Origin of the sequence: Devosia sp. (genome assembly GCF_017307495.1) — a bacterium.
Classification (GTDB): Bacteria; Pseudomonadota; Alphaproteobacteria; order Rhizobiales; family Devosiaceae; genus Devosia_A.
In genome coordinates this window covers 81,897-105,653 of the sequence record NZ_JAFKHE010000028.1, presented here as the reverse complement: position 1 = coordinate 105,653, position 23,757 = coordinate 81,897, and the positions used below count along the sequence as shown (strand labels likewise).

The 23,757-nt window shown below is 67.2% G+C and carries 32 protein-coding genes and 1 tRNA gene; 14 read left to right on the top strand and 19 right to left on the bottom strand.

Features of this window, described 5'->3' with window-relative positions:
* Positions 1–492: 492 nt before the first annotated feature.
* Positions 493–939 carry a hypothetical protein gene (locus tag J0I99_RS18060; RefSeq protein ID WP_291398878.1) on the bottom strand — a complete coding sequence of 149 codons (447 nt, stop codon included), beginning with the start codon at positions 937–939 and terminating at the stop codon, positions 493–495.
* Positions 940–1,093: 154 nt separating this feature from the next.
* Here J0I99_RS18060 and J0I99_RS18055 point away from each other — a divergent pair, with 154 nt between their 5' ends.
* Positions 1,094–1,438, top strand: a complete 345-nt coding sequence (locus J0I99_RS18055; RefSeq protein ID WP_367115452.1) for a recombinase family protein — start codon at positions 1,094–1,096, stop codon at positions 1,436–1,438.
* Between the two features lie 43 nt (positions 1,439–1,481).
* On the opposite strand, the gene J0I99_RS18050 is transcribed toward J0I99_RS18055, so the two are convergent.
* Entirely contained in the window at positions 1,482–1,997 is a 516-nt protein-coding gene (locus J0I99_RS18050) for a hypothetical protein (RefSeq protein WP_291398877.1), read from the bottom strand.
* Between the two features lie 178 nt (positions 1,998–2,175).
* A tRNA-Ser gene (locus J0I99_RS18045) sits at positions 2,176–2,265 on the bottom strand.
* A 232-nt stretch (positions 2,266–2,497) separates the two neighbouring features.
* Between J0I99_RS18045 and J0I99_RS18040 the strand changes: the two genes are divergently transcribed.
* The 3 genes from J0I99_RS18040 to J0I99_RS18030 all read left to right on the top strand — a co-directional run bounded on the left by J0I99_RS18040 (position 2,498) and on the right by J0I99_RS18030 (position 3,505).
* Positions 2,498–2,821 (top strand): hypothetical protein, encoded by a 324-nt coding sequence (locus J0I99_RS18040; RefSeq protein WP_291391282.1) that lies wholly within the window; start codon positions 2,498–2,500, stop codon positions 2,819–2,821.
* 10 nt (positions 2,822–2,831) lie between these two features.
* Positions 2,832–3,176: an MmcQ/YjbR family DNA-binding protein gene (locus tag J0I99_RS18035; protein ID WP_291398876.1), complete on the top strand. Its 345-nt coding sequence runs from the start codon at positions 2,832–2,834 to the stop codon at positions 3,174–3,176.
* Between the two features lie 62 nt (positions 3,177–3,238).
* Positions 3,239–3,505 (top strand): hypothetical protein, encoded by a 267-nt coding sequence (locus J0I99_RS18030; RefSeq protein ID WP_291398875.1) that lies wholly within the window; start codon positions 3,239–3,241, stop codon positions 3,503–3,505.
* 54 nt (positions 3,506–3,559) lie between these two features.
* On the opposite strand, the gene J0I99_RS18025 is transcribed toward J0I99_RS18030, so the two are convergent.
* From J0I99_RS18025 to J0I99_RS17995, 7 genes are all read right to left on the bottom strand, one after another.
* Positions 3,560–4,195 (bottom strand): peroxiredoxin, encoded by a 636-nt coding sequence (locus tag J0I99_RS18025; protein ID WP_291391279.1) that lies wholly within the window; start codon positions 4,193–4,195, stop codon positions 3,560–3,562.
* Positions 4,196–4,371: 176 nt separating this feature from the next.
* Positions 4,372–4,560 carry a hypothetical protein gene (locus J0I99_RS18020; RefSeq protein WP_291391278.1) on the bottom strand — a complete coding sequence of 63 codons (189 nt, stop codon included), beginning with the start codon at positions 4,558–4,560 and terminating at the stop codon, positions 4,372–4,374.
* A gap of 111 nt (positions 4,561–4,671) precedes the next feature.
* On the bottom strand, positions 4,672–5,217 hold the full coding sequence (locus J0I99_RS18015; RefSeq protein ID WP_291398874.1) for a CreA family protein: 546 nt from the start codon (positions 5,215–5,217) through the stop codon (positions 4,672–4,674).
* Between the two features lie 66 nt (positions 5,218–5,283).
* The gene (locus tag J0I99_RS18010) at positions 5,284–6,099 is read right to left on the bottom strand and encodes an amino acid ABC transporter permease (protein WP_291398873.1); all 816 of its coding nucleotides are present in this window, start codon (positions 6,097–6,099) and stop codon (positions 5,284–5,286) included.
* Between the two features lie 43 nt (positions 6,100–6,142).
* On the bottom strand, positions 6,143–6,940 hold the full coding sequence (locus J0I99_RS18005) for an ABC transporter substrate-binding protein (RefSeq protein ID WP_291390690.1): 798 nt from the start codon (positions 6,938–6,940) through the stop codon (positions 6,143–6,145).
* 217 nt (positions 6,941–7,157) lie between these two features.
* Positions 7,158–7,469, bottom strand: a complete 312-nt coding sequence (locus J0I99_RS18000) for a SelT/SelW/SelH family protein (protein WP_291390692.1) — start codon at positions 7,467–7,469, stop codon at positions 7,158–7,160.
* Positions 7,466–7,894 (bottom strand): Crp/Fnr family transcriptional regulator, encoded by a 429-nt coding sequence (locus J0I99_RS17995; protein WP_291398872.1) that lies wholly within the window; start codon positions 7,892–7,894, stop codon positions 7,466–7,468. The genes J0I99_RS18000 and J0I99_RS17995 overlap by 4 nt, the downstream gene beginning before the upstream one ends.
* A 334-nt stretch (positions 7,895–8,228) precedes the next feature.
* Between J0I99_RS17995 and J0I99_RS17990 the strand changes: the two genes are divergently transcribed.
* Positions 8,229–8,636 (top strand): DapH/DapD/GlmU-related protein, encoded by a 408-nt coding sequence (locus tag J0I99_RS17990; protein ID WP_291398871.1) that lies wholly within the window; start codon positions 8,229–8,231, stop codon positions 8,634–8,636.
* Between the two features lie 233 nt (positions 8,637–8,869).
* On the opposite strand, the gene J0I99_RS17985 is transcribed toward J0I99_RS17990, so the two are convergent.
* Complete coding sequence (locus tag J0I99_RS17985; protein ID WP_291398870.1) at positions 8,870–9,895, bottom strand: aldo/keto reductase; 1,026 nt, start codon at positions 9,893–9,895, stop codon at positions 8,870–8,872.
* A gap of 72 nt (positions 9,896–9,967) precedes the next feature.
* Here J0I99_RS17985 and J0I99_RS17980 point away from each other — a divergent pair, with 72 nt between their 5' ends.
* Positions 9,968–10,951, top strand: a complete 984-nt coding sequence (locus J0I99_RS17980; protein ID WP_291398869.1) for a rhodanese-related sulfurtransferase — start codon at positions 9,968–9,970, stop codon at positions 10,949–10,951.
* A gap of 168 nt (positions 10,952–11,119) precedes the next feature.
* Positions 11,120–11,626, top strand: coding sequence for a DUF2306 domain-containing protein (locus tag J0I99_RS17975; RefSeq protein WP_291398868.1), 507 nt, complete (start codon positions 11,120–11,122; stop codon positions 11,624–11,626).
* Here J0I99_RS17975 and J0I99_RS17970 read toward each other — a convergent pair.
* On the bottom strand, positions 11,623–12,429 hold the full coding sequence (locus J0I99_RS17970) for a LytTR family DNA-binding domain-containing protein (protein WP_291398867.1): 807 nt from the start codon (positions 12,427–12,429) through the stop codon (positions 11,623–11,625). The genes J0I99_RS17975 and J0I99_RS17970 overlap by 4 nt on opposite strands.
* A 113-nt stretch (positions 12,430–12,542) precedes the next feature.
* Between J0I99_RS17970 and J0I99_RS17965 the strand changes: the two genes are divergently transcribed.
* The 4 genes from J0I99_RS17965 (at position 12,543) to J0I99_RS17950 (ending at position 15,732) form a co-directional block, all read left to right on the top strand.
* Positions 12,543–13,031, top strand: coding sequence for a DUF6622 family protein (locus J0I99_RS17965; RefSeq protein ID WP_291398866.1), 489 nt, complete (start codon positions 12,543–12,545; stop codon positions 13,029–13,031).
* A 73-nt stretch (positions 13,032–13,104) separates the two neighbouring features.
* Complete coding sequence (locus J0I99_RS17960) at positions 13,105–14,748, top strand: GMC family oxidoreductase (protein WP_291398865.1); 1,644 nt, start codon at positions 13,105–13,107, stop codon at positions 14,746–14,748.
* A 147-nt stretch (positions 14,749–14,895) separates the two neighbouring features.
* Complete coding sequence (locus tag J0I99_RS17955) at positions 14,896–15,534, top strand: FMN-binding negative transcriptional regulator (RefSeq protein WP_291398864.1); 639 nt, start codon at positions 14,896–14,898, stop codon at positions 15,532–15,534.
* Between the two features lie 63 nt (positions 15,535–15,597).
* Positions 15,598–15,732 carry a hypothetical protein gene (locus J0I99_RS17950; protein ID WP_291390703.1) on the top strand — a complete coding sequence of 45 codons (135 nt, stop codon included), beginning with the start codon at positions 15,598–15,600 and terminating at the stop codon, positions 15,730–15,732.
* Between the two features lie 221 nt (positions 15,733–15,953).
* Here the strand turns inward: J0I99_RS17950 and mbfA are convergent, their stop codons facing one another.
* Together mbfA and J0I99_RS17940 are read right to left on the bottom strand one after the other, a co-directional pair.
* The gene (mbfA, locus tag J0I99_RS17945; RefSeq protein WP_291398863.1) at positions 15,954–16,937 is read right to left on the bottom strand and encodes an iron exporter MbfA; all 984 of its coding nucleotides are present in this window, start codon (positions 16,935–16,937) and stop codon (positions 15,954–15,956) included.
* A gap of 165 nt (positions 16,938–17,102) precedes the next feature.
* Complete coding sequence (locus tag J0I99_RS17940; RefSeq protein WP_291398862.1) at positions 17,103–18,047, bottom strand: LysR substrate-binding domain-containing protein; 945 nt, start codon at positions 18,045–18,047, stop codon at positions 17,103–17,105.
* 96 nt (positions 18,048–18,143) lie between these two features.
* Between J0I99_RS17940 and J0I99_RS17935 the strand changes: the two genes are divergently transcribed.
* The gene (locus tag J0I99_RS17935) at positions 18,144–18,293 is read left to right on the top strand and encodes a hypothetical protein (protein WP_291390084.1); all 150 of its coding nucleotides are present in this window, start codon (positions 18,144–18,146) and stop codon (positions 18,291–18,293) included.
* An 85-nt stretch (positions 18,294–18,378) separates the two neighbouring features.
* Positions 18,379–18,522: a hypothetical protein gene (locus tag J0I99_RS17930; RefSeq protein ID WP_291390086.1), complete on the top strand. Its 144-nt coding sequence runs from the start codon at positions 18,379–18,381 to the stop codon at positions 18,520–18,522.
* Positions 18,523–18,536: 14 nt separating this feature from the next.
* Here the strand turns inward: J0I99_RS17930 and J0I99_RS17925 are convergent, their stop codons facing one another.
* From J0I99_RS17925 to J0I99_RS17910, 4 genes are all read right to left on the bottom strand, one after another.
* On the bottom strand, positions 18,537–19,379 hold the full coding sequence (locus tag J0I99_RS17925; protein WP_291398861.1) for an extensin family protein: 843 nt from the start codon (positions 19,377–19,379) through the stop codon (positions 18,537–18,539).
* A 53-nt stretch (positions 19,380–19,432) separates the two neighbouring features.
* The gene (locus J0I99_RS17920) at positions 19,433–19,924 is read right to left on the bottom strand and encodes a hypothetical protein (RefSeq protein ID WP_291398860.1); all 492 of its coding nucleotides are present in this window, start codon (positions 19,922–19,924) and stop codon (positions 19,433–19,435) included.
* Between the two features lie 152 nt (positions 19,925–20,076).
* A complete protein-coding gene (locus tag J0I99_RS17915; protein WP_291398881.1) occupies positions 20,077–20,280 on the bottom strand; it encodes a DUF4389 domain-containing protein in 204 nt (67 codons plus the stop codon).
* 9 nt (positions 20,281–20,289) lie between these two features.
* Positions 20,290–20,715 carry a DUF4389 domain-containing protein gene (locus J0I99_RS17910; protein ID WP_291398859.1) on the bottom strand — a complete coding sequence of 142 codons (426 nt, stop codon included), beginning with the start codon at positions 20,713–20,715 and terminating at the stop codon, positions 20,290–20,292.
* 194 nt (positions 20,716–20,909) lie between these two features.
* Here J0I99_RS17910 and lepA point away from each other — a divergent pair, with 194 nt between their 5' ends.
* Positions 20,910–22,715 (top strand): translation elongation factor 4, encoded by a 1,806-nt coding sequence (gene lepA, locus J0I99_RS17905; RefSeq protein ID WP_291398858.1) that lies wholly within the window; start codon positions 20,910–20,912, stop codon positions 22,713–22,715.
* Positions 22,716–22,905: 190 nt separating this feature from the next.
* On the opposite strand, the gene J0I99_RS17900 is transcribed toward lepA, so the two are convergent.
* Positions 22,906–23,601 (bottom strand): L,D-transpeptidase, encoded by a 696-nt coding sequence (locus J0I99_RS17900; RefSeq protein WP_291398857.1) that lies wholly within the window; start codon positions 23,599–23,601, stop codon positions 22,906–22,908.
* Positions 23,602–23,757: the final 156 nt, after the last annotated feature.

The window sequence follows — 23,757 nt, the reverse complement described above, 5'->3', positions numbered from 1 at the left end:
AAAATGCCAGCGTCGGATAACGCTCAACAATGCCATGTCGATCACTCCACAGCCCCCGCTCAAACCACGAGGGGCAAGGGTCACACATGGGTCAAATCTCGATGGAAAAATCCCAGCCTGCTGGGTCAGTTCTCAGTGGCAATCAACAGGCTGACTGTATCGGCAACTGGTGTCCCGTCGAGACTGGCCACCATGCCGGTTGGGTCCACCGCCACTACGTTGCGGCCGTGTCGGACCCGAAACACTGTCTTGTCCGGCGAGCCGAAAGTACCCTTCGGGCATGGCCCAACGAGAGATCGCGTACGCTCACGAAGCTTCCGCGAGGTATGTGTGGTTTGGTTCTGCTGCCATACGAAATTGATGGCTGGCAGAAAGTCCGTGCGGGAGGATGGGAGGGATGGTTACTATCTGCAGGCGTGCGGTGAGTGGGTGCGGTCCTGGCCTAGATGCGGTCCGCTTGCCAAGCGCATCGGGGAGGCCGTCTAGACGCAGCTATTGAGCCGCCTCTTTCACCTCTGGCCCCACATCACCCCCGCCAGAAGCCACCTTAAGCTCATCCAGTCGAAGCCGCAGTAGCTCAAGCTCCGTGGTTGCCAGATGCACCTCAATGGCAAGGCCAGAAAGCTCCGCCGACATGGCCTCTGACTCCTTCCTGATTGCCGCCAAGTCTACCGCTGCGAGGTGCGCCGCGCGGAGGGCAAGGGACAGGAAATACCCCAAGGCGAACGCCACCAGCGCCCATGTAACCGCCGCCTGAGAGCCGGGGCCGAGGCGGATCGACCCAAGCTCAAACGCTTCCGGGGACAGGTGTATGCTGAGCACAACGCTGTAGGTGCCCCAAGCCCAGAGCATTCCCGTGAGGAACGGCAGGCAGGCCCTCCACGTCTCGCCAATGACATACGCAATGGCCTCGCCCAAGGCCTCGAGCTTCGCCAGCATAGCTCCTCCCCGCCGAGCACACAGACCCCGCAGGCACTATAAGCAGCCTGATTTGGACCGACCAGAGGCTACCCTGCCACTGGCCTGCCGCAGGGCCGCTCACCGGTGGACCGCCTCAGCGTCGTTCATCGCCCAGCTAATGGATGACCCCAAAGTGCGGCTCCGCGTTGCCACCATGCCGCAGGCCGACAAGTTCCAGCTTCACATCTACGCCGCGCTGGCCGAGCAGGAGCGAGACTTCATCTCCGCCCGCACCAAGGCAGCCCTGAAGGCCGCTAAGGCCCGTGGGACGAAGCTGGGAGCCTTCCGCGACACCACCATGAGGCGCAACGCCGCGATCCAGCGAAAGGCTGCCATGGAGGCCCAGAAGCTACTCCAGATCATCGGCCCCATGCGCAACGCCGGACAGACCCTTGAGGCCATCGCGGCCACACATGGAAGTCGCGACCTCCAGAGGCGGCACGTGGACGGCGAAGCAGGTTTCACGGGTGCTGTGTAGAAGAGAAGAAGCGCCAGATAGTGGCCCTGCGCAAAGCGTCAGCCTACCTAGATAGGGTAACAAGATCGAGCAGTTGCAAAGCGTCGCTGACCGGCGCTGAGCCCTGCATCGTCAAGACCATTCGCACGACACAGCCGTCTACGAGCGTAAACCTAGCACCATACGCCCGACGCTCTGGTGACCCAGCGATCCCGTCCTCGTCCTCATAAGTAACCGTCAGGGCGGAGCCACCGTCGATCGCTTGGAGGTTGGGTATCACCTGACGAAGTGCATCTAGTATCATGTGCTTGTAGGCATCGAATTCCGTCCCGCTTATGATCACCGGGTTGCCCCCAGGCACATACAACCACGAACGGCCGTCCTCGCTTTCAATCGCGTAAGGCGTCCACATCTCCTTGGGACGCCAAGAATCAAGTATCCCGGCCCGCTCAAGGTTTACCGGCCAAGAGCAAACACTGTCCGATATGGCATCGGACGCTCCCTGCGATGACCCACCCAGTAGACCTGTTGCGATGAGCGTGGCCACGGTCAGCGGCCTTGCCTTCAGGAGAAAGCCCAATCACGCCTCCAAAACAAGCGGCAACGAAGGAGCGCCACCCATCGAGACTAGCCGAAGGCTTTCACTAGTGCCACCGAGACAGCGAACGCAGCTTTGGGGCACCGGCGTGGGGCACCAGCCCTTTGTGGCACTTGCAAAAACACTGCAAAATCAATGAATTAGGATACATAAGAGCTGCTGGCGGAGAGAAAGGGATTCGAACCCTTGAGACGGTTCCCCGCCTACACACTTTCCAGGCGTGCGCCTTCGACCACTCGGCCATCTCTCCGCTTGTGCAGCGGCCGGGCACCAGTCCCGGAGGTCTGCGCATCCGGAGGCAGAGCCGGCCGGAGCGGGCGCAATATACTCATCGAGGCCCGGACCGCAAGGCAGATAACACACCGCGTCGGCGCGTCGTGGCGTGGCCGGCTGCCGCCGCGACTTGTGAGTGCGGCCGAACGCATGGCACAAGGGCATGGCGGCGCCTCGACGCGCACGCGCGGTGGGACCGACGAGACCAGATGCGGCTTATTCTCAGAGTGCTGGGCACCTGGTTGCTCGGCGTGGCGCTGATCCTGCTGATCATCGACGGCACGAGGTCGCTCGGCGCCAATGAACTGGTCTTCACCTCGCTGGCCGAGGACTGGGGCTGGGCCCACGCGCCGAGCCTCGCGGCGGTGCGCGAGTTCATCGCCGGGCGCTTCTTCGGCCTGGTACTCGAACCGGCCAGCGCGTTCATCCTTGCCCTTCCCGGCTGGGCGGTGCTCGCCGTGCCCGGCGCCTTGCTGGCCTGGGCCGGTCGTTCGCGCAAGACCCGGCTCTTTGTGCGCCACGACCAGATCTAGGCGTCCGGCGATGAGCCTGCACGATCGCGATGCCTACCGTGCTTTCGTCTCGAGCCTTGCGGCCGTCACGCTGCACGAGCAATGGGACGCGCTGGTCGCCAAGGTGGGCGGCAAGGTGTTCTGTCTGCACGGCAACGCCAACGGCGACCTCGTCTTCAAGGTGAGCGAGATCGCCTTCGACGGGCTGGTCGCGATGCCGGGTATCGGCCAGGCCGCCTATTTCGCCAGGCGCCAATGGGTGCGGGTGTCCCCGGCGGCGCTCGATGACGACCTGCTGGCCGGCTACATCGGCGAGGCGCACCGGCTGATCGCCGGCAAGCTGACCCGCCGGCTCAGGGACGAACTCGGCCTGTGAGGGCGTTGACTTGCCTCCGAACGCCTCCTTTACTCCCGGTCAACCATGCGAGGAGGGCGACGATGGTTGCGGGATTGCTGTATCTGGCCGGATTGGTGGCGACGCTGGTGACCTTGGTGATGGTCGGGTTCTCGGCTCCCACCCTGATCCAGAACTTCACGGTCGGCCTCGACTCACCGGGCGCCGACCTCATCGCCAATGTCGTCGACACGGCCCGGGCCCTCGGCTGGGCGGTCCTGCCGCTGGTCGGCGGCCTGGCCGTGATGGGGTTTGGGCGCATGCTCATGCTGCTCGGCTCGATCGACCGGGCGCTGCGCGGCAATCCCTGAAACGCGACGGGGCGGCCCCGAAGGACCGCCCGCATGCTGGTCGACCCGAGCCGGTCAGGCGCGCGGCTGCGGCACGATGCGCAGGTACGGCTTCAGCGTCTTCCAGCCGTCCGGATACTTTTCGCGCGCCGCCTCGTCCGAGACGGCCGGCACGATGATCACGTCCTCGCCGCTCTTCCAGTTCACCGGGGTCGCGACCTGGTGGCGGGCGGTGAGCTGCAGGCTGTCGATGACGCGCAGGATCTCGTCGAAGTTGCGGCCGGTCGAGGCGGGATACTCGATCTTGAGCTTGATCTTCTTGTCCGGTCCGATGACGAACAGCGAGCGCACGGTCAGCGTGTCGTTCGCATTGGGATGGATCATGTCGTACTTGGTCGCGACCTCGCGGTCGGGATCGGAGATGAGCGGGAAGTTGAGGCTCGCGCCCTGCGTCTCGGCGATGTCGGCGGCCCAGCCGGCGTGGTTCTCGAGCTTGTCGACGGACAGGCCCAGCACCTTGACGCCGCGCTTGTCGAACTCCGGCTTCAGCTTGGCGGTGTAGCCGAGTTCGGTCGTGCAGACCGGCGTGAAATTCTTGGGATGCGAAAACAGGACGGCCCAGCTGCCGTCGATGTAGTCGTGGAACCGGATGCGGCCCTCGGTGGTCTCGGCCTCGAAGTCGGGGGCGATATCGCCGATCAGAACTGCCATGATGAACTCCGTTGTGCGGTCGTTGCCGCGCTGCGCCTGGTGCGCCTGCGCGTCCAATATCGGACGCCCGGGACGCGATTGCGACGCCGGGCCTTGAAAACTTTTTGTGCGTTGCGGTCAAGGCGAAGCAATCGCTTCGCGACTTCGCGCCCTGCCTGGAATGCGCGCCGCAGGGCCTAGATGAAACCGAGCGCCAGGCCGTTGTCGAGCGCGACGGCGTAGGCCATCGGGGTCAGCGCGAGGGCCAGGGCCAGGCCCTGGCTGAGCCGCGCCACCCGGGCGATGAGGAAGATCGCGACGATCAGCAGCACCGAGGCGAACAGCATTGCCGCATCCTGCTGGAGCAGTTCGATCGCTTGCGTCATGGCCGGTCTCCCGGAGCGCGGGCCTCGCGCTCCCCAGGGCCGGAATCGTGGCCCTTGGGCCTTGCCGGCCGCTTGCCGGGATCGGTCGTGTTTGATCCGGATTTGAACGGATCAGATGCCGCCGGCGGCGCTGCCGGCAGGAGCCGCCTGCTTGGCGCCGGCGGGGGCGCCGTTGCTCCAGGTGACGTCGAGCCCGCTGAGCGGCACCACCGACAGGCTCATCTTGCCCGAACCCTGCTGCAGCTCGCGGGCATGGGCCAGGTAGACCAGCGCGTTGTTCTCGGCGTCGTAGATGCGCGACACGCGCAGGCTCTTCCAGATCAGCGAGCGCGACTGCTGGAAGATCTCTTCGCCGCCCTTGCCGGTATTGATCTTGCCCACCGTGATCGGCCCCGAGGCCGAGCAGTCGACCGCCGAGTAGGAGGGATCCTCAAACCAGTTGCCCTGCTGCAGCCGGTCGATCAGCGAGCGGTTGAAGTAGGCGACGTGGCAGACGACGCCCTTGACCTGGGGATCGGCGACCGCCTCGACCGAGATGTCGTTGCCGGTCCAGTCGACGCCGACGCTGCCGACATTGGTGCCGTTGTTGTTGCCGCAGGCCGCGAGCGCGCCGGCGAGGACGAGGGCAGAACCGAGGGCGGCGAGGCGCTTGAGCATGGGGCGAAGTCCCGGGGTTGGCATTGCGGACCGCGGTGATGTGGGGACCGCTGCGCCCCGCTGCAACTAGCGGTCCTGCGATTGTCTGAGGCGTGCTTCAAGCCAGCGCACGAACAGCGACAGCGAGATGGTCATGCTGAGGTAGAGGAAGGCCACGACATTGTAGGTCTCGAAGAACTTGAACGTCCCGGACGAATAGACCTTGCCCAGCTGCGTGATGTCCTGGACGCCCAGCGCCGAGACCAGCGCGGAATCCTTGATCATCGAGACGAAGTCATTGCCGAGCGGCGGCAGGATGGTGCGCAGCGCCTGCGGCGCGACGATGAAGCGGAAGGTATGCCAGCGGTTGAGGCCGAGCGAGCGCGCCGCCTCGATCTGGCCGCGCTCCACCGCCTCGATGCCGGCCCTGAAGATCTCGGCGATGAAGGCCGAGTAGCAGACCGTGAGCGCCACGATGGCGCGCCAGGTGAAATCGAAGTTGCGCACCGTCAGCGGGTCGGTGAGGCCGGCCTCGATCAGCGGCGTCAGCAGCCAGTTGGCGGCGGCGACCATGGCGGGCGCGCCGACGAAGGCGACGTAGAACAGCGCCACCAGCATCGGGATGCCGCGGATGACCTCGACATAGAAGGTCGCGGCCTGGCTGAGCCATGCATTGCCCGAGGTCCGGGCCAGCGCCACCCCGAGCCCGAGCCCGGAGGCGAGCACGAAGGCGACCAGCGTCACCCACAGCGTGGTGACGACGCCCCTGCGCAGCGTGTCGAAGATCTCGGCATAGCCCTGGTCGGCGACGATGGCCCACAGCGTGAATAGCCCGAGCAGCGCGATGGCCAGCAGCCACCACGGGAAACGGGACAGGACCTGGGAGTGCGGGCTGTTCGGCATCAGGAAGGGACGCGCGGTTGCACCCGCGCGTCCCGGTGGGGGATCAGGACTTCTGGCCGTACTCGAAGAACCACTTCCTGATCAAGCGATCGAGCGTGCCGTCGGCCTTCATCTGGTCGATCGCCGCGTTGAACGGCGCCACCAGGTCGGAGCCGGGTGTGAGGATGAAGCCGAGCGGCTCGGACTTGATCGGCTCGCCGACCTGCTTGAAGGCGCCCGGATCGGCGCCGATATAGCCGGACGCCGCCGACTGGTCGGCGATCACCGCATCGACGTCGCCGGCCTTGAGCGCGGCCACCGAGGCACCGAACGTGTCGAACAGCTTGACCCGCGGGTTGGCCTCGTCGCCGTCGAGCACGTCGTAGATGGCGGTGTAGAAGGCCGAGGTGCCGGGCTGGGCCCCGAACAGCAGCTTGTCGTCGCTCTTGAAGCTGTCGATACCGGTGATGCGCGTCTCATCGGCGCGGACGAGGAAATACTGCTCGACCGTGATGAAGGGCTGGGTGAAGTCGATCTGCTCCTCGCGCTCGGCATTGATGGTGATGCCGTCGGCGCCGATGTCGTACTGGCCGGTGCGCACCGCCTCGATCATCACGTCCCAGGCGGAAAGGCCCCATTCGACCTTGGCGTTGAGGCGCTTGGCCACCTCGTTGATCACGTCGTACTCGAGCCCGATGCCCTCGCCGGTCTTGGGGTCGGCGAAGTTGAGCGGGTAGTAGGCGTTCTCGGTCACCGCCTTGATGGTCCGGCCGCCGAGGTCCGGCAGCGCCTGGGCCTGAGCGGGCAGGGCGAGGCCGAGCGCCATCAGCGGCACGGCAAGAAGGGTCAGCATCGATTTCATGAGGCGGCGTTCTCCCGGAATGTGTGTTCGAGCCGGCCATTGTCACCCCTGCCGGCATGGCGGCGACAATATCCATTTAGCTTCGGCGCCCTCAACCGGATTGTTGGCAAAAAGGCTTGTGGAATCCCCCCTCTCCCTGGGGGAGGGGCAGGGGGTGGGGGTCCGTCGTTGGTGAACCGCACTCCCCTCCCTCGATCCATCCCCCAGGGAGCCCCGATCAGGGACGGCCGTGCCGGGCCGCCGGACCATGCGGGTGATCGATGTGACCGAGGTCGCGGCCGGGGTCGATCCTGTCGCGCACCAGCTGCTTGATCTGCTTGGCGTCCGGGAAGCCGCCATCGCGCTTGCGCTCCCACACCAGCTCGCCGTCGAGGTGGATCTCGAAGATGCCGCCCGTTCCAGGGATGAGGCTCACCTCGCCCATCTCGAGGCTGAAGGTGGAGAGCACCTCCTGCGCCATCCAGGCGGCGCGCAGCAGCCAGTTGCACTGCGTGCAGTAGGTGATCCGGAGCGTCGGCTTGCCGGTCATACCTGCGGATCCACCCAGCTGGAGAAGACGTTGCTGGGCAGCACGAGGACGTCTTCCTCGGCTTCCCGGCTCTTGAGCTCGACGAGCTGGGCCGTGGTGGCGTTGACGCGCTGGGCCAGCAGGCGGGCGATCTGCAGCAGCCAGGCCGGATGGGCCTCGAGCACCTTGAGCGCATCTTCGATGACGTAGAGCTGAACGTCGGTCACCGCGCTCACGCTCGCCGAATGCGGCCGCTCGAGCAGGACGCTCATCTCGCCGAAGATGGCGCCCGGCTGCCGGATGGTGGAGACGAACCTGCCGTCGCGGATGACCTCGACCTCGCCCTCCTTGAGCACCAGCAGGCTGCCGCCGGCGTTGCGTCCCTGGGTGATGAGCTCGCTGCCGGCCGGAAAGTAGTCGAACCTCACCCAATCCTGATCTGCCACCCGCGTACTCCCGCCCGGAACGCCGCTGCGCCGGATGGTAGCCGAGGTTCGGGGTGATGCGAAGCCGGATTGACACTGCAAGGATCGCCGAGCGAAGCGGCGTATCCACGGATTATCCGGGCCAAACGAAGAGCCGCATAGGCAAATGGAAGGTACTCAGCCATAAGCTCTGGCTCCGCCTAGGTTACTGCATAGACTAATAATCAGGCTTCGAGCATTTGTGAGGACAGGTTAATTGAGAAGGCCGGTAGAGCGGCTGATGAGGGTGCGAGAGCGGTTGCACCCCATTGCCTTGAAGCCAAAACGTGACAGAAGCCTGATTGAGCGTCTGTTGATGGCGATGCATGCCCGAAGGTATGCGCGCGAGATGGCTACCCGCTATGGCGCAGCAGTGCCCATCACCGCCGAGATCGGACCTGGGCTTCGACTGCTCCATGAGTTCCACGGCATCTTCATCGCGAAGCGCGCGAGGATTGGAGCCAACGTCACGATCGGCCAGCATGTGACCATTGGGGCATCCTACAAGGCGGATCAAAGCAGTCTGAAGACACGCGCGTTCCCATTGATCGGCAACGGGGTATTCATTGGGGCGAACGCCACGATCATCGGCCGCTGTGTTATTGGTGACGGGGCCCGGATCGGTGCCGGCGTAACGCTGGTCGACGCGACGATCGACTCGGGCGAGGTCGTGATCGACAAGACTGCCTTCAGCCTGACCAAGGGTCGGCCGGTCCACTCGTAAGGGCACGCGAGGCCTGTCGCCTCGCGCAACCGCTGCCCGTCGAAGCCCTTTCCCCGGGGTATTAGGTTGTAGTCAGCACTCAGACCGCGCCATGATCGGAGGCAGGAAGAAGCGAGATCCGCCACCGCGCCACACCGCTCACCACCGCCTCCCGACCCTGTGATGGAAGGGTCGACGGAGGGGTGGCGCGGTGCTCCCCGATGGATTCCAAGGGGACGCCGACCCGTTGCGGCCTACTTGATCGGCCGGCTGTCCACCAGCCCGCCCTTGCTCGCGTCGTCGATCGCCGCGATCTCCTCTGCCGACAGCTCGAGGTTGTCGAGCACGCCGAGGCAGTCCTTGAGCTGCTCGAGGGTGCGCACGCCGATGAGCGCCGAGGTCATCTCCTTGCGGCGCAGCACCCAGGCCAGCGCCAGCTGCACCATCGACTGCCTGCGCTTCTCGGCGATGGCGCCGAGCTTCTGCACTGCATCAAGGATGCGCGGCTCGAGCCGGCCGGCGTTGAGCGAGTAGTTCTCCGAGGCGCGCGTGCCTTCGAGCCGGCCGGCCAGCTTGTTGTACTTGCCGCTGAGGATGCCCTGCATCAGCGGCGAGAAGGCGATGACGCCGATGCCCAGTTCGCCGCAGGCATCGATCGTCTTGTCGTCCTCGATCCAGCGGTTGAGGATCGAGTAGCTCGGCTGGTGGATGACGCACGGAACGCCCATCTCGCCGAGGATGCGGTGCGCCTCGCGCGTCTGCTGCTCCGGATAGGACGAGATGCCGACATAGAGCGCCTTGCCCTGCCGGACGAGCTGCGCCAGCGCGCCCATCGTCTCCTCGAGCGGCGTATTGGGGTCGAAGCGGTGCGAATAGAAGATGTCGACGTAGTCGAGCCCGAGGCGCTTGAGGCTCTGCTCGGCCGAGGCGATGACATATTTCTTGCTGCCCCATTCGCCGTAGGGACCGTCCCACATCAGGTAGCCGGCCTTGGACGAGATGATCATCTCGTCGCGATAGGGGCGGAAGTCGCGCGCCATCACGTCGCCGAACAGCTCCTCGGCCGAGCCCGGCGGCGGGCCGTAGTTGTTGGCGAGGTCGAAATGGGTGATGCCTCTGTCGAAGGCATGGCTCAGGATCTCGAAGGCCGACGGATAGTCGCGGTTGCCGCCGAAATTCTGCCACAGCCCCAGGCTGATCACCGGTAGCTTCAATCCCCACTTGCCGGTCTTGCGATACTGCATGGCGCCATAGCGAGCGTCGCTGGCCCGATAGGTCATGTCATCCTCCACTCATGTCCGATTTGCCCGGTGGCGCCGGTGAATGCTACACCCGCCGCGATGTCCGAGCCCGTGAAAATCACTGCCAGTCTGACCGATGCGGATGCACGGTTCAAGGTGCTGGCGCTCTACAAGTTCGTCCGCCTGCCCGATGCCGAAGCGCTCAAGCCCGAGCTCGCCCGCTTCTGCTGCGCCCACAGGATTCGCGGTACCTTCATTCTCGCCCCCGAGGGCATCAATGGTACCGTCGCCGGCCGGCCGGAGGCGGTCGACGAGCTGATGGCATGGTTCACGACGAGCCCGCTCTGGGCCGGCCGCCTCGCTGGCGCCGAAGCGAAGATCTCGAGTGCAAGCGAGATGCCGTTCCTCAGGATGAAGGTGCGGCTCAAGCCCGAGATCGTCACCCTGCGCGCGCCCGAGGCCGATCCCTCCAGCATCGTCGGCACCTATGTCGAAGCCCGCGACTGGAACCGCCTTATCGAGCGCAACGACGTCACCGTCATCGACACGCGCAACGACTACGAGGTGAAGCTCGGCACCTTCGCCAATGCGCGCGATCCGGGGACGCAGAGCTTCACCGAGTTCAAGGACTACGTGGCCGGGCTCGATCCGAACCGGCATCCCAGGGTCGCCATGTTCTGCACCGGCGGCATCCGCTGCGAGAAGGCCTCGGCCTACATGCTGTCGCAGGGCTTCAAGGAGGTGTTCCACCTCAGGGGCGGCATCCTCAGATACCTCGAGGTGGTGCCGGAGGGCGAAAGCCGTTTCAACGGCGAGTGCTTCGTCTTCGACGAGCGCGTCTCGGTCACGCACGGGCTCAGGGAAGGCGAGGCCGTGCTCTGCCGCGCCTGCCGCGACCCCATGATGCCGCACGAAGCGGTGGGCTCGCTGTGCCGCGACTGCGCCGAGGCGGCTCCCGAGGGTGCGCAAGAACGCGAGCGGCAGATGCAACTGGCCCGAGCCCGCGGGGACGCCCATCTCGGCGACGATGCGGCAGAGGTCGCGGCGCGCAACAAGGCGGCGAAGCTGGCGAGGCGCCGGCAGCCGGTCGGCTGAACAGCCCAAGCCCGGCCGCCGGATGTGGCCTGGCGCCTGCATTCCACGAAGCGTGAACTGCACGGCAGCGCCGAACACGTAGCGGCGCGTCGTTCCGCGCAGTCGGCGTTGCCGCGCCGCGCCCCATGTCCGATTGGCCCGGACAACCCCAACGTCCGGAGCCAGACCATGAACCTCACCCCGCTCGCCACTGCCCCGCTTGCCGTCCAGATCCACGCCGTCGCCGCCATCGGCGCCCTCGTCCTCGGCGCCCTCGTGCTGTTCCGCCGCAAGGGCACGCCGCTGCACCGGCTGATGGGCCGCCTCTGGGTGGTGCTGATGCTGGTGGTGGCGACCAGCGCGCTGTTCATCAACGAGATCCGCCTGATCGGACCGTTCAGCCCGATCCACCTGTTCGTGGTGGTCACCTATGTCGGCGTCGCCCGCGGCATCTATACCATCCGGCGCCGCCGGGTGGCGGAGCACCGGGCCGCGATGCAGGGGCTGTACTTCTTCTCGCTGGTTCTCGCCGGTTGCTTCACGCTGCTGCCCGGCCGGCGGATGGCCGCCGTGCTGTTCGGCGCCGAGGCCGGCTGGACGCCGTCGCTGGTCGCCATCGCGCTCGGCCTGGTGGTGTCGGCCGCCATCTACATGCGCCTGCAGGCGCGCGCCCGCCGCGTCGGCGCCCGAGTCTAGTTGAACCCGGCGGCGCGCACCGCATCGACATGGCTGCGGCTCACCGGCAGGCGGCGCCCGTCGGTGAGCTCCAGCATGGGCTTGCCGTCGACGCGCACCAGCCGCCTGACCGCATCGAGCGCCACCCAATGCGAACGGTGGATCTGCAGGCCGGGGACGTCCCCGGCCTCTTTCATGGCATCGCCCAGCCGGATCAGCACCAGCCCGCGCCCCTTCTCGGTGGTCACCTCGACATAGTGATCGGCCACCGACATCGACACCAGCCGGCCGCGCTGCGGATGCGGCAGGCGCGCGACGATGGCCGGCGGGGCGGCCGGCGCGTCCTGGGCCGGCATGGCCGGGGCCGGCGGCGCCTCGGCGGCGGCCTGGCGGATCGACGCATCGAGGATTTCCAGCATAGTCATCACGCACAGCCCGATCAGCGTGCATTGCGCCCACAGCGTCAGCACGTCGCCCGGCAGCCTGCCGTAGGCGATGACGTTGACCAGCGTCACCGCGAGCGTCACCGGCACGCCGGCGATGGCGCCGAACACCAGCACGCGTGCCCACACGGCGGTGATGCGCCGGCCGAGGCCGAAGGCGTGCGAGATCAGCAGCGACACCGAGAAGGCGAGGCCGTAGGAGCTCGCAACGATCGCCGCCCAGTAGGCGAAGCGGGCGCCCAGGGTCATCGAGTCGCTCGTGCCGAACGGGCCGGCCAGCGCCAGCACCACGGCGACGACCAGCATCGCGCCGAGCACGCGCAGGTTGCTGAAATGCGCCCGTATTTCACGAAGCGCCGAATGCAGGGCAGTGCGGTTCACGTAGTTTCCGGGCGGCTGGCGCAGGGGCGATTGCGACCTAGTGCTATGCGGACCATTCCGGCCTGGCAAGCCGCGGCACGGCGCCGGCGGCACACCATATTCCGAGGTTCCGCATGTCCACCCTGTCCGCCATCATCGCCCACACGCCCTTCTGGGTCTGGCTCGCCCTCGCCGCCATCGTCGTCATCGGGCTCAAGCGGACCCAGGATCGCACCGTCTCGAGCGCGCGGCTGGTCTTCATGCCGCTGATCATCCTCGCGCTGGCCGTTTCGAGCCTTGCGGCGAGCAACGGATCGCTCGCCGCCCTCGTCGGGCTCGGCATCGGCCTCGTTGCCGGCACCAGCGCCGGCCTCGCCATCGAAGGCCGCGCCGGCACGACGCAGGTCAGCCGCGGCGTCGTGCTGGTCAAGGGCGACTGGGTGTCGCTGTTCGTGCTGCTGGCAATCTTCCTCGTGCGCTACGTCGCCACCGTCATCGCCACCACCGTCCCCGCGGTCGCGGCCGGCGAGGGCTATCAGTTCGTCACCGCCCTGCTCGCCGGCTTCTTCGCCTTCCTGACCCTGAGCCGCACCGGCCTGCGCCTGCGCATCGCCTACGCCTGATGCGGGACCGGGCCCCCCGGGGGTCCACTTGCGCCCGCTTCTCGGCTAGAACGCTGCAGTCGAGGAGTGGCGGATGGCCGAGCGCAGTTTCGATTTCATCATCGTGGGGGGCGGCTCGGCCTCATCCGTGGCCGCCATGCGGCTGGTCCGCGACTTCGGCTTCTCCGTGCTGATGATCGAGCGCGGGCCGCGCGCCACCAACCCCATCATGGCGATGCCGGCCGGGTACATGAAATACCTCGCCCGGGACACCTTCCTCGAGATGCACCGCACCGTGCCGCAGCCGCAACTGGGCGGTCGCGCGCCCATCGTCCCGGTGGCCAAGGCCCTCGGCGGCGGCAGCGCGGTCAACGCCATGGTCTATATGCGCGGCCAGAAGGAGGATTACGACGGCTGGGCCGCCGGCCTGGGCCATACCGGCGAGTGGAGCTACGAGGACCTCCTGCCGCACTGGACAGCGCTCGAGCACAACGCGCGCTTCAACAACCGCTACCACGGCATTTCCGGCAACCTGCGCGTCTCCGAACCGGGCTACATCTCCGACACGACCGAGGATTTCCTCCTCGCCGCGCAGGGGCTGGGCCACGCCTACAATCCCGATTTCAACGGCGAGCGGCAGAACGGGGTGGGCCTCATGCAGCACACCTACGGCCAGTGGGGCCGCTACCGCCGGCGCTCCGACGCCAGGAAGGCCTTCCTCGATCCTCTGCGCCGTGACAAGCGGCTGACCATCGTCACCGATGCGCGCGTCGACCGCATCCTCATCGAGCACGGCCGCGCCGTCGGCGTCGCCTATACGCGCCATGGCGATCCGCACGAGGCGCGGGCGGGGCGCGAAGTGCTGGTCGGCGCCGGCACCTACAACTCGGCCAAGCTGCTGATGCTCTCCGGTATCGGCCCGGCCGATCACCTCGGCGATTTCCAGATCCCGGTCGTCGCCGACCTCATGGGCGTGGGCGAAAACCTCATGGACCACCACGAGGTGCCGGTCATCGCCACGACGAAAGGCAGGTCCGGCTATTTCGGCCAGGACCGCGGCTGGCCGATGATCCGCAATGGCCTGCAATACATCCTGTTCAACTCCGGGCCGGTGACCACCACGGGCATCGAATCCTGCCTGTTCTACGATCCGGACGGCGGCGACCGGCCGACCATCCAGCTCTACTGCGCGCCGATCGTCTACCAGGACCGCGACGTGTCGAAGGCCAGGCCCACCTGGGGCGTCACCCTGACCTCGTGCCTGCTCCGCCCCAGGGCGCGCGGCACGGTCAGGCTGCGCTCGGCCGATCCGGCGGCCCAGCCGCTGGTCGACTGCAACTTCTTCGGCGACCCCGAGGACCTGCGGCTCACGCTCGCGTCCATGCGCTTTGCCCGCAAGATCCTCGCGACCGAGCCCTTCCTGTCGAAGATCAAGGAGGAGACTCTCCCCGGCCCCGGCGTCACCGACCTGGCCGGCATGACCCGCTTCGCGCACGAGACGGTCAAGACCAACTATCACCCGTCGGGCAGCCTCAGGATGGGGCGCGACGACGACCCCACGGCCGTGGTCGATGCGCGCCTGAAAGTGCGCGGCGTCGAGAACCTGCGCGTCATCGACTGCTCGATCATCCCCGCCATCCCCTCCGCCAACACCAACGCCATCGCCATGGCGATCGGGTCGAAGGCGGCGAGCCTGATTGCCGCCGATCACGGTTCAACTGCCGTTCAGCCGGCCTGAAGTACCGACTCGCCTGCCCCACGCACCGGGTCATTCCCGCGAAAGCGGGAACCTCTGTCTGCGGCGCGTGTGGCCGGACGGAGATCCGCCGCTTTGGCGGATGACGCCGGTGGTGTCGTCGAAAACGAGATTTGTCCGAGGTCCGCCATGTACCAGCCCCCCGCCTTCCGCGAGACCGACGTCGCGACCCAGCAGGCGTTCATCGCCGCCCATCCGCTCGGGCTGCTGATCTCGGGTGGCGCGGCCGGCCTCCTCGCCAACCCGATCCCCTTCATGCTCTATCCGGGCGAGGGGCGGTTCGGCACGCTGCGCGCCCACCTGTCGCGCGCCAACGCGCAGTGGCAGGCGCTGGCGGAGGCGCCCGGGGCGCTCGTCGTGTTCCAGGGCGCCGAGCACTACATCACCCCCAGCTGGTACCCGCAGAAGGCCGTGGACGGCAAAGTCGTCCCGACCTGGAACTACGCCGTGGTGCAGGCGCGCGGTACGGCGCGGGTGGTCGAGGATGCCGGCTGGCTGCTGGCCAATGTCGCCGCCCTGACCGATCGGCACGAGGGCGGGCGCCCGCAGCCCTGGGCCGTCTCCGACGCGCCCGATGCGTTCATCGCCGGCCAGCTCAAGGGCATCGTCGGCATCGAGATCGAGATTTCGGGGCTCGAGGGCAAGTTCAAGGCCAGCCAGAACCGCGTCGAAGCCGATCGGGCTGGCGTAGCCGCGGGCCTTGCCGCCGAGGCGTCGCCCGAGGCCGCGGCCATGCGCGAACTCGTGAAGGCGCGCGGCGGCGTCTGACACTTCAGCCGCACGGCGCGCGATGCTATCCTGCTGCCTCGGGTCAATCGACTGGAGGCCATGATGGCCGTCATTCGCCACGAGACGCTCGACCATCCGCTCGCGCCGCAGCGGGAACTGCACCTGCTGGCCTGGCCCTACCTGGTGGTCCTGTTCGCCGTCCTGACGCTGGTGGTGTTCTTCGTCGTCGCCAACTGAGGCGACGCCGCAGCGACAGCCGCGGCTGTTTCGAGTAACCGGACGCGTTGATCCGGGGTGATCCTGCTTTGACCCTCCTGGGAAGGCCGACCCCTTGCCCGCCGTGACGCCGCGCCCTCTGCCAGCGGCACGATCACGCCACGCCACCACCTCTCCCTCTGGGGGAGAGGTCGGCCCGAAGGGCCGGGTGAGGGGGCCTTTCGCGACCCCGGGAAGGACCGTCAGGCGCTGCCGATCAGGATGCCGGCGGCAAACACCAGCGCGCCGCCCAGCACGACCTGCAGCGCCGCACGCCAGAACGGGGTCTGCATGTAGCGGTTCTGGATGAAGGCGATGGCCCACAGTTCGATCACCACCACCACCGCGGCCGCGCCCGTCGCCGTCCAGAAATGCGGGATCAGGTAGGGCAGGGCGTGCCCGAGCCCGCCCAGCGTCGTCATCAATCCGGTGACCACACCGCGCGTGATCGGCGAGCCCCGGCCGGTCAGCTTGCCGTCATCGGCGGCGGCCTCGGTGAAGCCCATGGAAATGCCGGCGCCCACCGCCGCGGCGAGGCCGACGAGGAAGGTCGACCAGGTGTCGCCGGTGGCGAAGGCCGCCGCGAACACCGGGGCCAGCGTCGACACCGAGCCGTCCATCAGGCCGGCCAGCCCCGGCTGCACGTAGGTCAGCACGAACTGGCGGTGCTCCTCGCTCTTTTCGGCCGAGCGCTCCTCGGGCCCGAGCGACTCGGTTTCCAGCCGGTCGGCCAGGTGGGCATGCTTGCGCTCGTCGACGGCAAGATCGCCGAGCAGCTTGCGCACCCCGGCATCGGTCGCCTGCCGTGCCGCCTCGGCGTAGAAGGAGGCCGCCCCCTCCTCCATCTCCCAGGCCAGCTGGCGCACCTGCTCGAGGCTCATGGCCTGGGTCAGCCAGATCGGCTTGCGCGCGATGTAGCCGCGCACGTGCTCGCGCCGGATCGGCACCAGGCGCGGCCCGAACTTTTCGACATAGAGGTCGAGCAGGCGGCGCCGATGCCCGTCCTCCTCGGCGGCCATGCCCTCGAAGACGCGCGCCGTTGCCGGATAGCGGTCGGCAAGGCGCACCGCGAGTTCCGCGTAGATGGCGCCATCCTCTTCCTCGGACCCCACCGCCAGCGACAGGATCTCGCGTTCGTCGAGAGAGGAGAAATCGCGCCGGTTCGGCTGGAGAAAGCGTGCAAGCATGGCCAGTTATCCATTCAGTTTAGAACTCTTCTAAACTGTGGATCGGGTCGCTTCAAGAGGGGCGGTGCGCGACCCCGCGCCCCTGAGGGGAGAGGGTAGCGTCGCCAGGAGCGCAAGCGACTTGGCAGAGCTTGGCCGAGGGGTTCAGCCTCGCGACAGGACCCGTCATCCGGGGCTGCGCGCCACCTTCCCACCACCGTGGCCCCGCCGCGCCTGGTCGACATAGCCCGCGGCGGAGTCCGGCACTTCCGCGCGCAACCAGTCGCGGAACAGCTGCACCTTGCGCGGCATCCGTCGGCCCTCCGCAACGATCAGCCAGTAGCCGACGTCGCTGTCGACGTGGATGTCGAACGGCCGCACCAGCCGGCCGTCGCTCACCGCATCGGCCGACATCAGGTCGACCGCCATCAGCGCCCCCTGTTCCGAGATCGCCGCGTCGAAGGCCAGCGTGGGGTCGTCATAGCGCGGACCGCCGAGCGGGATCGGGGCGATCCCGGCCGCGGCGAACCACGGTTCCCACGGCAGCATCGAGGCCGTGTCGCGGATCAGCGGCAGGTGCCGGAGATCGGCCGGGGTCCGCAGGCGCCGGGCCAGGGGAGGGGCGACCACGGGACTGTAGCGCGATCCGCCTACCAGCTCGGAGCGCACGCCCGGCCAGCTGCCGCGCCCGAAGCGGATGCCGACATCGATGTCGGAATGAGCAAGGTCGATCATCGTGCCGGTGACCACGAGCCGCACCTCGATGTCCGGATGCAGGTGGTTGAACTTGGCGATGCGCCAGATCAGCCAGCGCGAGGCGAAGACGCTGCCCACGGTCAGCGTCAGCACATGCTCGTCGCCGCCCTTGAGGCCGGCAATGCCATCGGCCAGCGCGTTGAAGCCGGCCGTCAGCTGCGGCATCACCTGGCGCAGCGCCGCCGTCGGCTTCAGGCCCTGTGCGGTCCGCTTGAACAGCTCGATCCCCAGCCGCTCCTCGGCCCGGCGCAGGTGCTGGCTGACCGCGCCGGGCGTGACCCCCAGCTCCTCGGCCGCCGGCGCCAGGGCGCCGCGACGGGCCACGATCTCGATGGCGCGCAGCGCGTTCAGGGGAATGGGGAAGGGGTTTGCCATATAGATAATCTAAAGATGCGTCGAACTCTTGTCGATTGTCGATCGCAGCCTCTGCGCTCATATCAGGCGCGATCCTGCTCAAGAGGAGGTTCGAAAATGCACAAAATCTTCATGGTCGTCCGTCTCTGGCTGGGCGAGCTGCTGAGCCATGATCCGCCTTCGGACCCGCTCGCCGGCATGAGCGCCCGCGAACTCGCGGACCTGCCCGTCCACCACCCCGCCAGCGATCGTTGCCTGCTCGGCTGAGGCCATCGGCTGACGGGCGGTTCATGGTCGGTTCAGCCACGGCCGCATAGATCGCCGCCCCTGACCCCGAACGGGGAGAGAGAAGATGAAGATGAGAGAACTGTTCAAGCGCCGCCGCGAGCCTTCGGCAGGCAAGCCCCGCACCCGCGACTGGTCGGTGGACTTCACGCCGCGCGATTGGGCCGACCTGCCCATCCACCACCCGCGTCGCGACGACGACGCGGCCTGATCGCGGCCCGTCGGCTACTCGCACAGCCGCGCCGTGCAGGCCTTGCCGTGGCAGCCGAGATCGACATGCAGGTGGTCGCGATGCAGCGCATTCGCCTCCGGTCCGAGCACGGTGGTGAAGTGGGCGCAGGCCGAGTCATGCGCAAAGCGCAGCAGTCGGCCCTCCGCTGACAGCGCGTCGGCCCAGCCGGCCTCGACCGTCACGGTGCGTCCGTCCTCGAGCCGAAACCCGACCACGTCGAGCGCATCGGCAAAGGCATGGAAGCTGAGCTTGCCCTCGCCGGCATTGTTGACGTTGCGGCACATGTAGGACGTGCCGACCAGCACCTCGGCGATGCGGGTATTGTCCCGGGCCAGCAGGTAGCCGTCGATCGACTCGATCCAGCCCGGCAGCGCCGAGGCCACCCCGCAGTCGGTCTGTACGCCGCCCGAGACCGGCACCATGCGTCCATTCGCCACCACCCCCGTCACCGACAGGGGTGATGGCGTGCCGCATTGCCCGTTCTCGCGGATCGGCGGCAGCGCCTCGGCCTCGATCCGTCCCAGCAGCACTGCCGGACAGGCCGTCTGGTAGATGCGCGTCGGCGCGGGCGGCTCGGTCGACCCCGTTGAGCGTGCATCGGGATTGGTGGGCGGTCCGTAGCGTTCGCCCTGGCGCTCGGCGCCGGCCGCCGGCGCCGTCGGTGCGGCAGGGCGATGGCGCGGCAGCGGTACGATCGGCGGCTCGGGCGGGGCGGGCGTGATGCCAGCGAGGCCGGTTGCGCTCGGTCGCGGTTCCGGCAGGGGAGGGGTGGCCTGCTGCGCCTGGGCGGGCAGGCTTGCGAGCAGCAGCAGCAGGGTGGCGAGGGCGATCCGCATCGCCTGCCAACGCGCGTGGGCGTTCCGGGTTGCGCCGAAGTGACCGGGCCCCGTCAGCCGCAGCGGTCGAGCACCTGCCGTATGGCCCCCGACGAGCCCTTTGCGCCGAACTCGTTGCCGTCGAAGACGTGCAGCTTGCCCGCTGCGTCCTTGTGCACATACGCGACCCGGATCGCCGCCTTCGCCTGCTGCGCGATGCGGGCCCATTGCCGGGCCACCGGACCGCGCACGATCATCGAGCTGCCGTCGCTGTGGATGAGCGGCATGTCCTGGGCATAACTCGTGTTCGCCGCGGGGTCGCCGGCTCCCTTGCCGGGGTCCGGCGTGATCGCCATGTTCATCGCGGCCGCCGCGGCGACCGCCTTGCTCGGCGAGCGGACCCAGAAGCCCATGGCCAGGTCGCCGCCGCGACACGCGAACTGGAACTGCGCGGCGCCGTTGTCGACATAGGCGATCGGCACCGCGCCGCCTTCGTAGCGCCATTCCTCTGCCGTAGCCGCCGTCGCCACCAGCAGCAGGGCGATGGTGGCGGATATCCTGAGCATGTGCATCCCCTGGCAACTGTCGAAGCCGCGGCGCTCGCGCGACGAGACCGCGGCCAACTCTTGCGAGCGCCAGGGTTTACAATTGCTTACAGGCCACCGCGCGCCTGTTCAAAACCGCGTGCCGGCTCCCGTGATCCGGCGCCCCCGTGGGCTCAGCGCAGGCTGAACGGCGGATAGGTGTCCGTCACCAGCAGGAACGCATAGGCCCAGACGCGCGCCGCCCAGCGCCCCACGCCGACGACGAAATCGAACAGCCCGCGCGGATAGCTCCCGGTGAACAGGATCGCGAACCAGGCGAGGATCGTCGCCAGCACCGCCAGGATGCTCAGGACCGCCAGCACGATGTAGTGCGGGATGGCGAGCAGTCATTTCACCAGCGGCAGCCAGCGGTTCAGTTGCATGGCGTCGGGATAGTCGACCTCGATGTGCACCGACTGGGCCTCGGTGGTCGACGGATACTTGTCGGTGAGCAGGAACAGGTAGGCGCTCACCCGCGCACTGAAGCGCGCCAGCTCGACGCCGAAATCGAACCACCAGCGCGGGTATTTCTGCCGGACCACCAGCATCAGCACGGTGGCGACGAACAGCCCCGCGGTGATGCCGCCGCCGCCCGACTGCACCGCCTTGCCGGCCGCGTCGACATATTGATAGCCGCCGCCGGTATTGGTGATCAGCCCGAACAGGATCAGGATCGGGATCGCCCAGATCAGCCGCAGCAGCGTGGTCAGCCGGTCCATCCGGCCGGGATAGTCGATTTCGAAACGCACTGCGTAGTCGCTGCCGTCGGCCATGTCGTCCCCCATGCTGCCCGGATCGGACCCTTCCGCCCCGGCCCCTGGCCACCAATAGCACGTCTCGGGCGAAGGGCGTGCCGTTAACCCTGCGTCCCCCGCACTGTTAACCCCCCATAAACCATCTTTGCCCCGCCCCGCCCCTCTGCTATCAGGCGCAGCAAGCGGCGCGTAGCGCGCATCTGGAATCCTGCATGTCCGTGCCCCTCGACCACATTCGCAATTTCTCCATCGTCGCCCACATCGACCATGGGAAATCCACGCTTGCCGACCGGCTGATCCAGCTGACCGGCGGGCTCGATGCGCGCGAGATGAAGGAGCAGGTGCTCGACTCGATGGATATCGAGCGCGAGCGCGGCATCACCATCAAGGCGCAGACCGTCCGGCTCTCGTACAAGGCGAAGAACGGCGAGACCTATATCCTCAACCTCATCGACACGCCCGGCCACGTCGACTTCGCCTATGAAGTTTCCCGCTCGATGTCGGCCGTGGAAGGCTCGCTGCTGGTCGTCGACGCCAGCCAGGGCGTCGAGGCGCAGACGCTGGCCAACGTCTACCACGCGCTCGATGCCAACCACGAGATCGTCCCCGTCCTGAACAAGGTCGACCTCCCCGCCGCCGATATCCCGCGCGTCAAGCAGCAGATCGAGGACGTGATCGGGCTCGATGCCTCCGACGCGCTCGAGATCTCGGCCAAGACCGGCATCGGCATCGACACCGTGCTCGAAGCCATCGTGCACCGCCTGCCCGCGCCGCAGGGCAAGCTCGATGCCCCGCTCAAGGCCCTGCTCGTCGACAGCTGGTACGACACCTATCTCGGCGTCGTCGTCCTCATCCGCGTCGTCGACGGCACCATCCGGAAGGGCCAGAAGATCCGGATGATGGCCTCCGGCGCCACCTACGAGCTCGACCGCGTCGGCGTGTTCACGCCCAAGCTGGTCACCGTCGACAGCCTCGGCCCCGGCGAGATCGGCATGTTCACCGCCTCGATCAAGCAGGTGGCCGATACCAATGTCGGCGACACCATCACCGATGATAGGAAGCCCACCGAGCACGCGCTGCCCGGCTTCCGCCCGGCCCAGCCCGTCGTGTTCTGCGGCCTGTTCCCCGTCGATGCCTCGGACTTCGAGGAACTGCGCGAGGCCATGGGCAAGCTCCGCCTCAACGACGCGAGCTTTTCGTACGAGATGGAAACCTCGGCCGCGCTGGGCTTCGGCTTCCGCTGCGGCTTTCTGGGCCTGCTGCACCTCGAGATCATCCAGGAGCGCCTCTCCCGCGAGTTCGACCTCGACCTCATCGCCACCGCGCCGAGCGTGGTCTACGAGATCGAGCTCACCAACGGCGAGACGATCCAGCTGCACAACCCGGCCGACATGCCGGACGTGGTCAAGATCGAGGAAATCCGCGAGCCCTGGATCAAGGCGACGATCCTCACCCCGGACGAATATCTCGGCTCGATCCTGAAGCTCTGCCAGGACCGGCGCGGCATCCAGCGCAACATGACCTATGTCGGCAACCGCGCCATGGTCGAATACGACCTGCCGCTCAACGAGGTCGTGTTCGACTTCTACGACCGGCTCAAGTCGATCTCGGCCGGCTATGCCAGCTTCGACTACCAGCTGTCCGACTACCGCGCCGGCGACCTGGTGAAGCTGTCGATCCTCGTCAATGCCGAGCCCGTCGACGCCCTGTCCATGCTGGTGCACCGCAACGCCGCGGAATCGCGCGGCCGCCAGATGTGCGAAAAGCTCAAGGAGCTGATCCCCCCGCACCTGTTCGTCATCCCGATCCAGGCCGCCATCGGCGGCAAGATCATCGCCCGCGAAACCGTCCGCGCCATGCGCAAGGACGTGACCGCCAAGTGCTATGGCGGCGACGCCACCCGCAAGCGCAAACTGCTGGAGAAACAAAAAGCTGGTAAGAAGCGCATGCGCCAGTTCGGCAGCGTCGAGATCCCGCAGGAGGCGTTCATCCAGGCGCTGAAAATGGGCGACGAGTAGCCCATCTCCGCTCGCCCCGGGCATTTCATCCTTTTGTGGAATCGCTCAGTCATCGCCTCCCTCCCCCTTGAGGGAGGGATTGAGGGAGGGGGTGGTGCCGCGATCACCGATGGACCCCCACCCCTAACCCCCCTCAAGGGGAGGGGAGCCCGACCATCAGCGTTTCGATCGGAAGGTGAATCGCTCCGCCTCAGGCCTTGAGCACGATCACCTTGGTATTCACCGGCGTGCGTTCGTAGAGATCGAGCATGTCCTGGGTCAGAAAGCCGATGCAGCCGCTCGAAATGCCCTTGCCGATCGTTTCGGGGTGGCTGGTGCTGTAGAGCGTGTAGAGCGTGTAGCGCCCGTCCTGGTAGAGATAGAGCACCCGGGCGCCGAGCGGATTGTCGAGGCCGGGCGCCATGCCGCCGGCGTACTTGGCCGCCTCCGGCTGCCGCTTGATCATCTCCTCAGGCGGTGTCCACACCGGCCATTCGGCCTTGCGCCCGATATAGGCGTCGCCGCTCCACAAGAACCCCTGCCGCCCGACGCTGACGCCGTAGCGCGTGGCCATGCCGTCGCCCTCGATGCGATAGACATAGTGGGCCCGCGGATCGACGATGATCGTCCCCACCGCCTCCTTGCTGGCGTAGCTCACCGTGCGGCGCAGGTACTTCTCGTCGACCTTGTTGAGGTTGACCGCCGGGATCGGGAACCGCTCACTGGGCACCGGCCCATAGGCCACTTCCGCCTGCGCCCGACTCATCCCCGCCGGCGCACAAGCACTGAGCGCCAGCGCCCCGACCCCCGCCACCGACCCGAACAGGACGGCGCGACGGGTCAAGCGCTCGTCCCGGCCGAGCGCACGGCGTTCACCTGAAGCACTGGAATCGTTCACAGACGTCATCCGAGGCCCTCCCCTTTGCCCGACCAACGAGCACACGAGCCCCCACCTGTGCAGGGGTGAGAGTGGGACGGATGGGGGCGGTTGGCAAGGGTGGTTGGGGGGTGGGCATAGATGACCGCTTTGCGCCAAAAGCGACCCCCCACGCCCCATCATTAG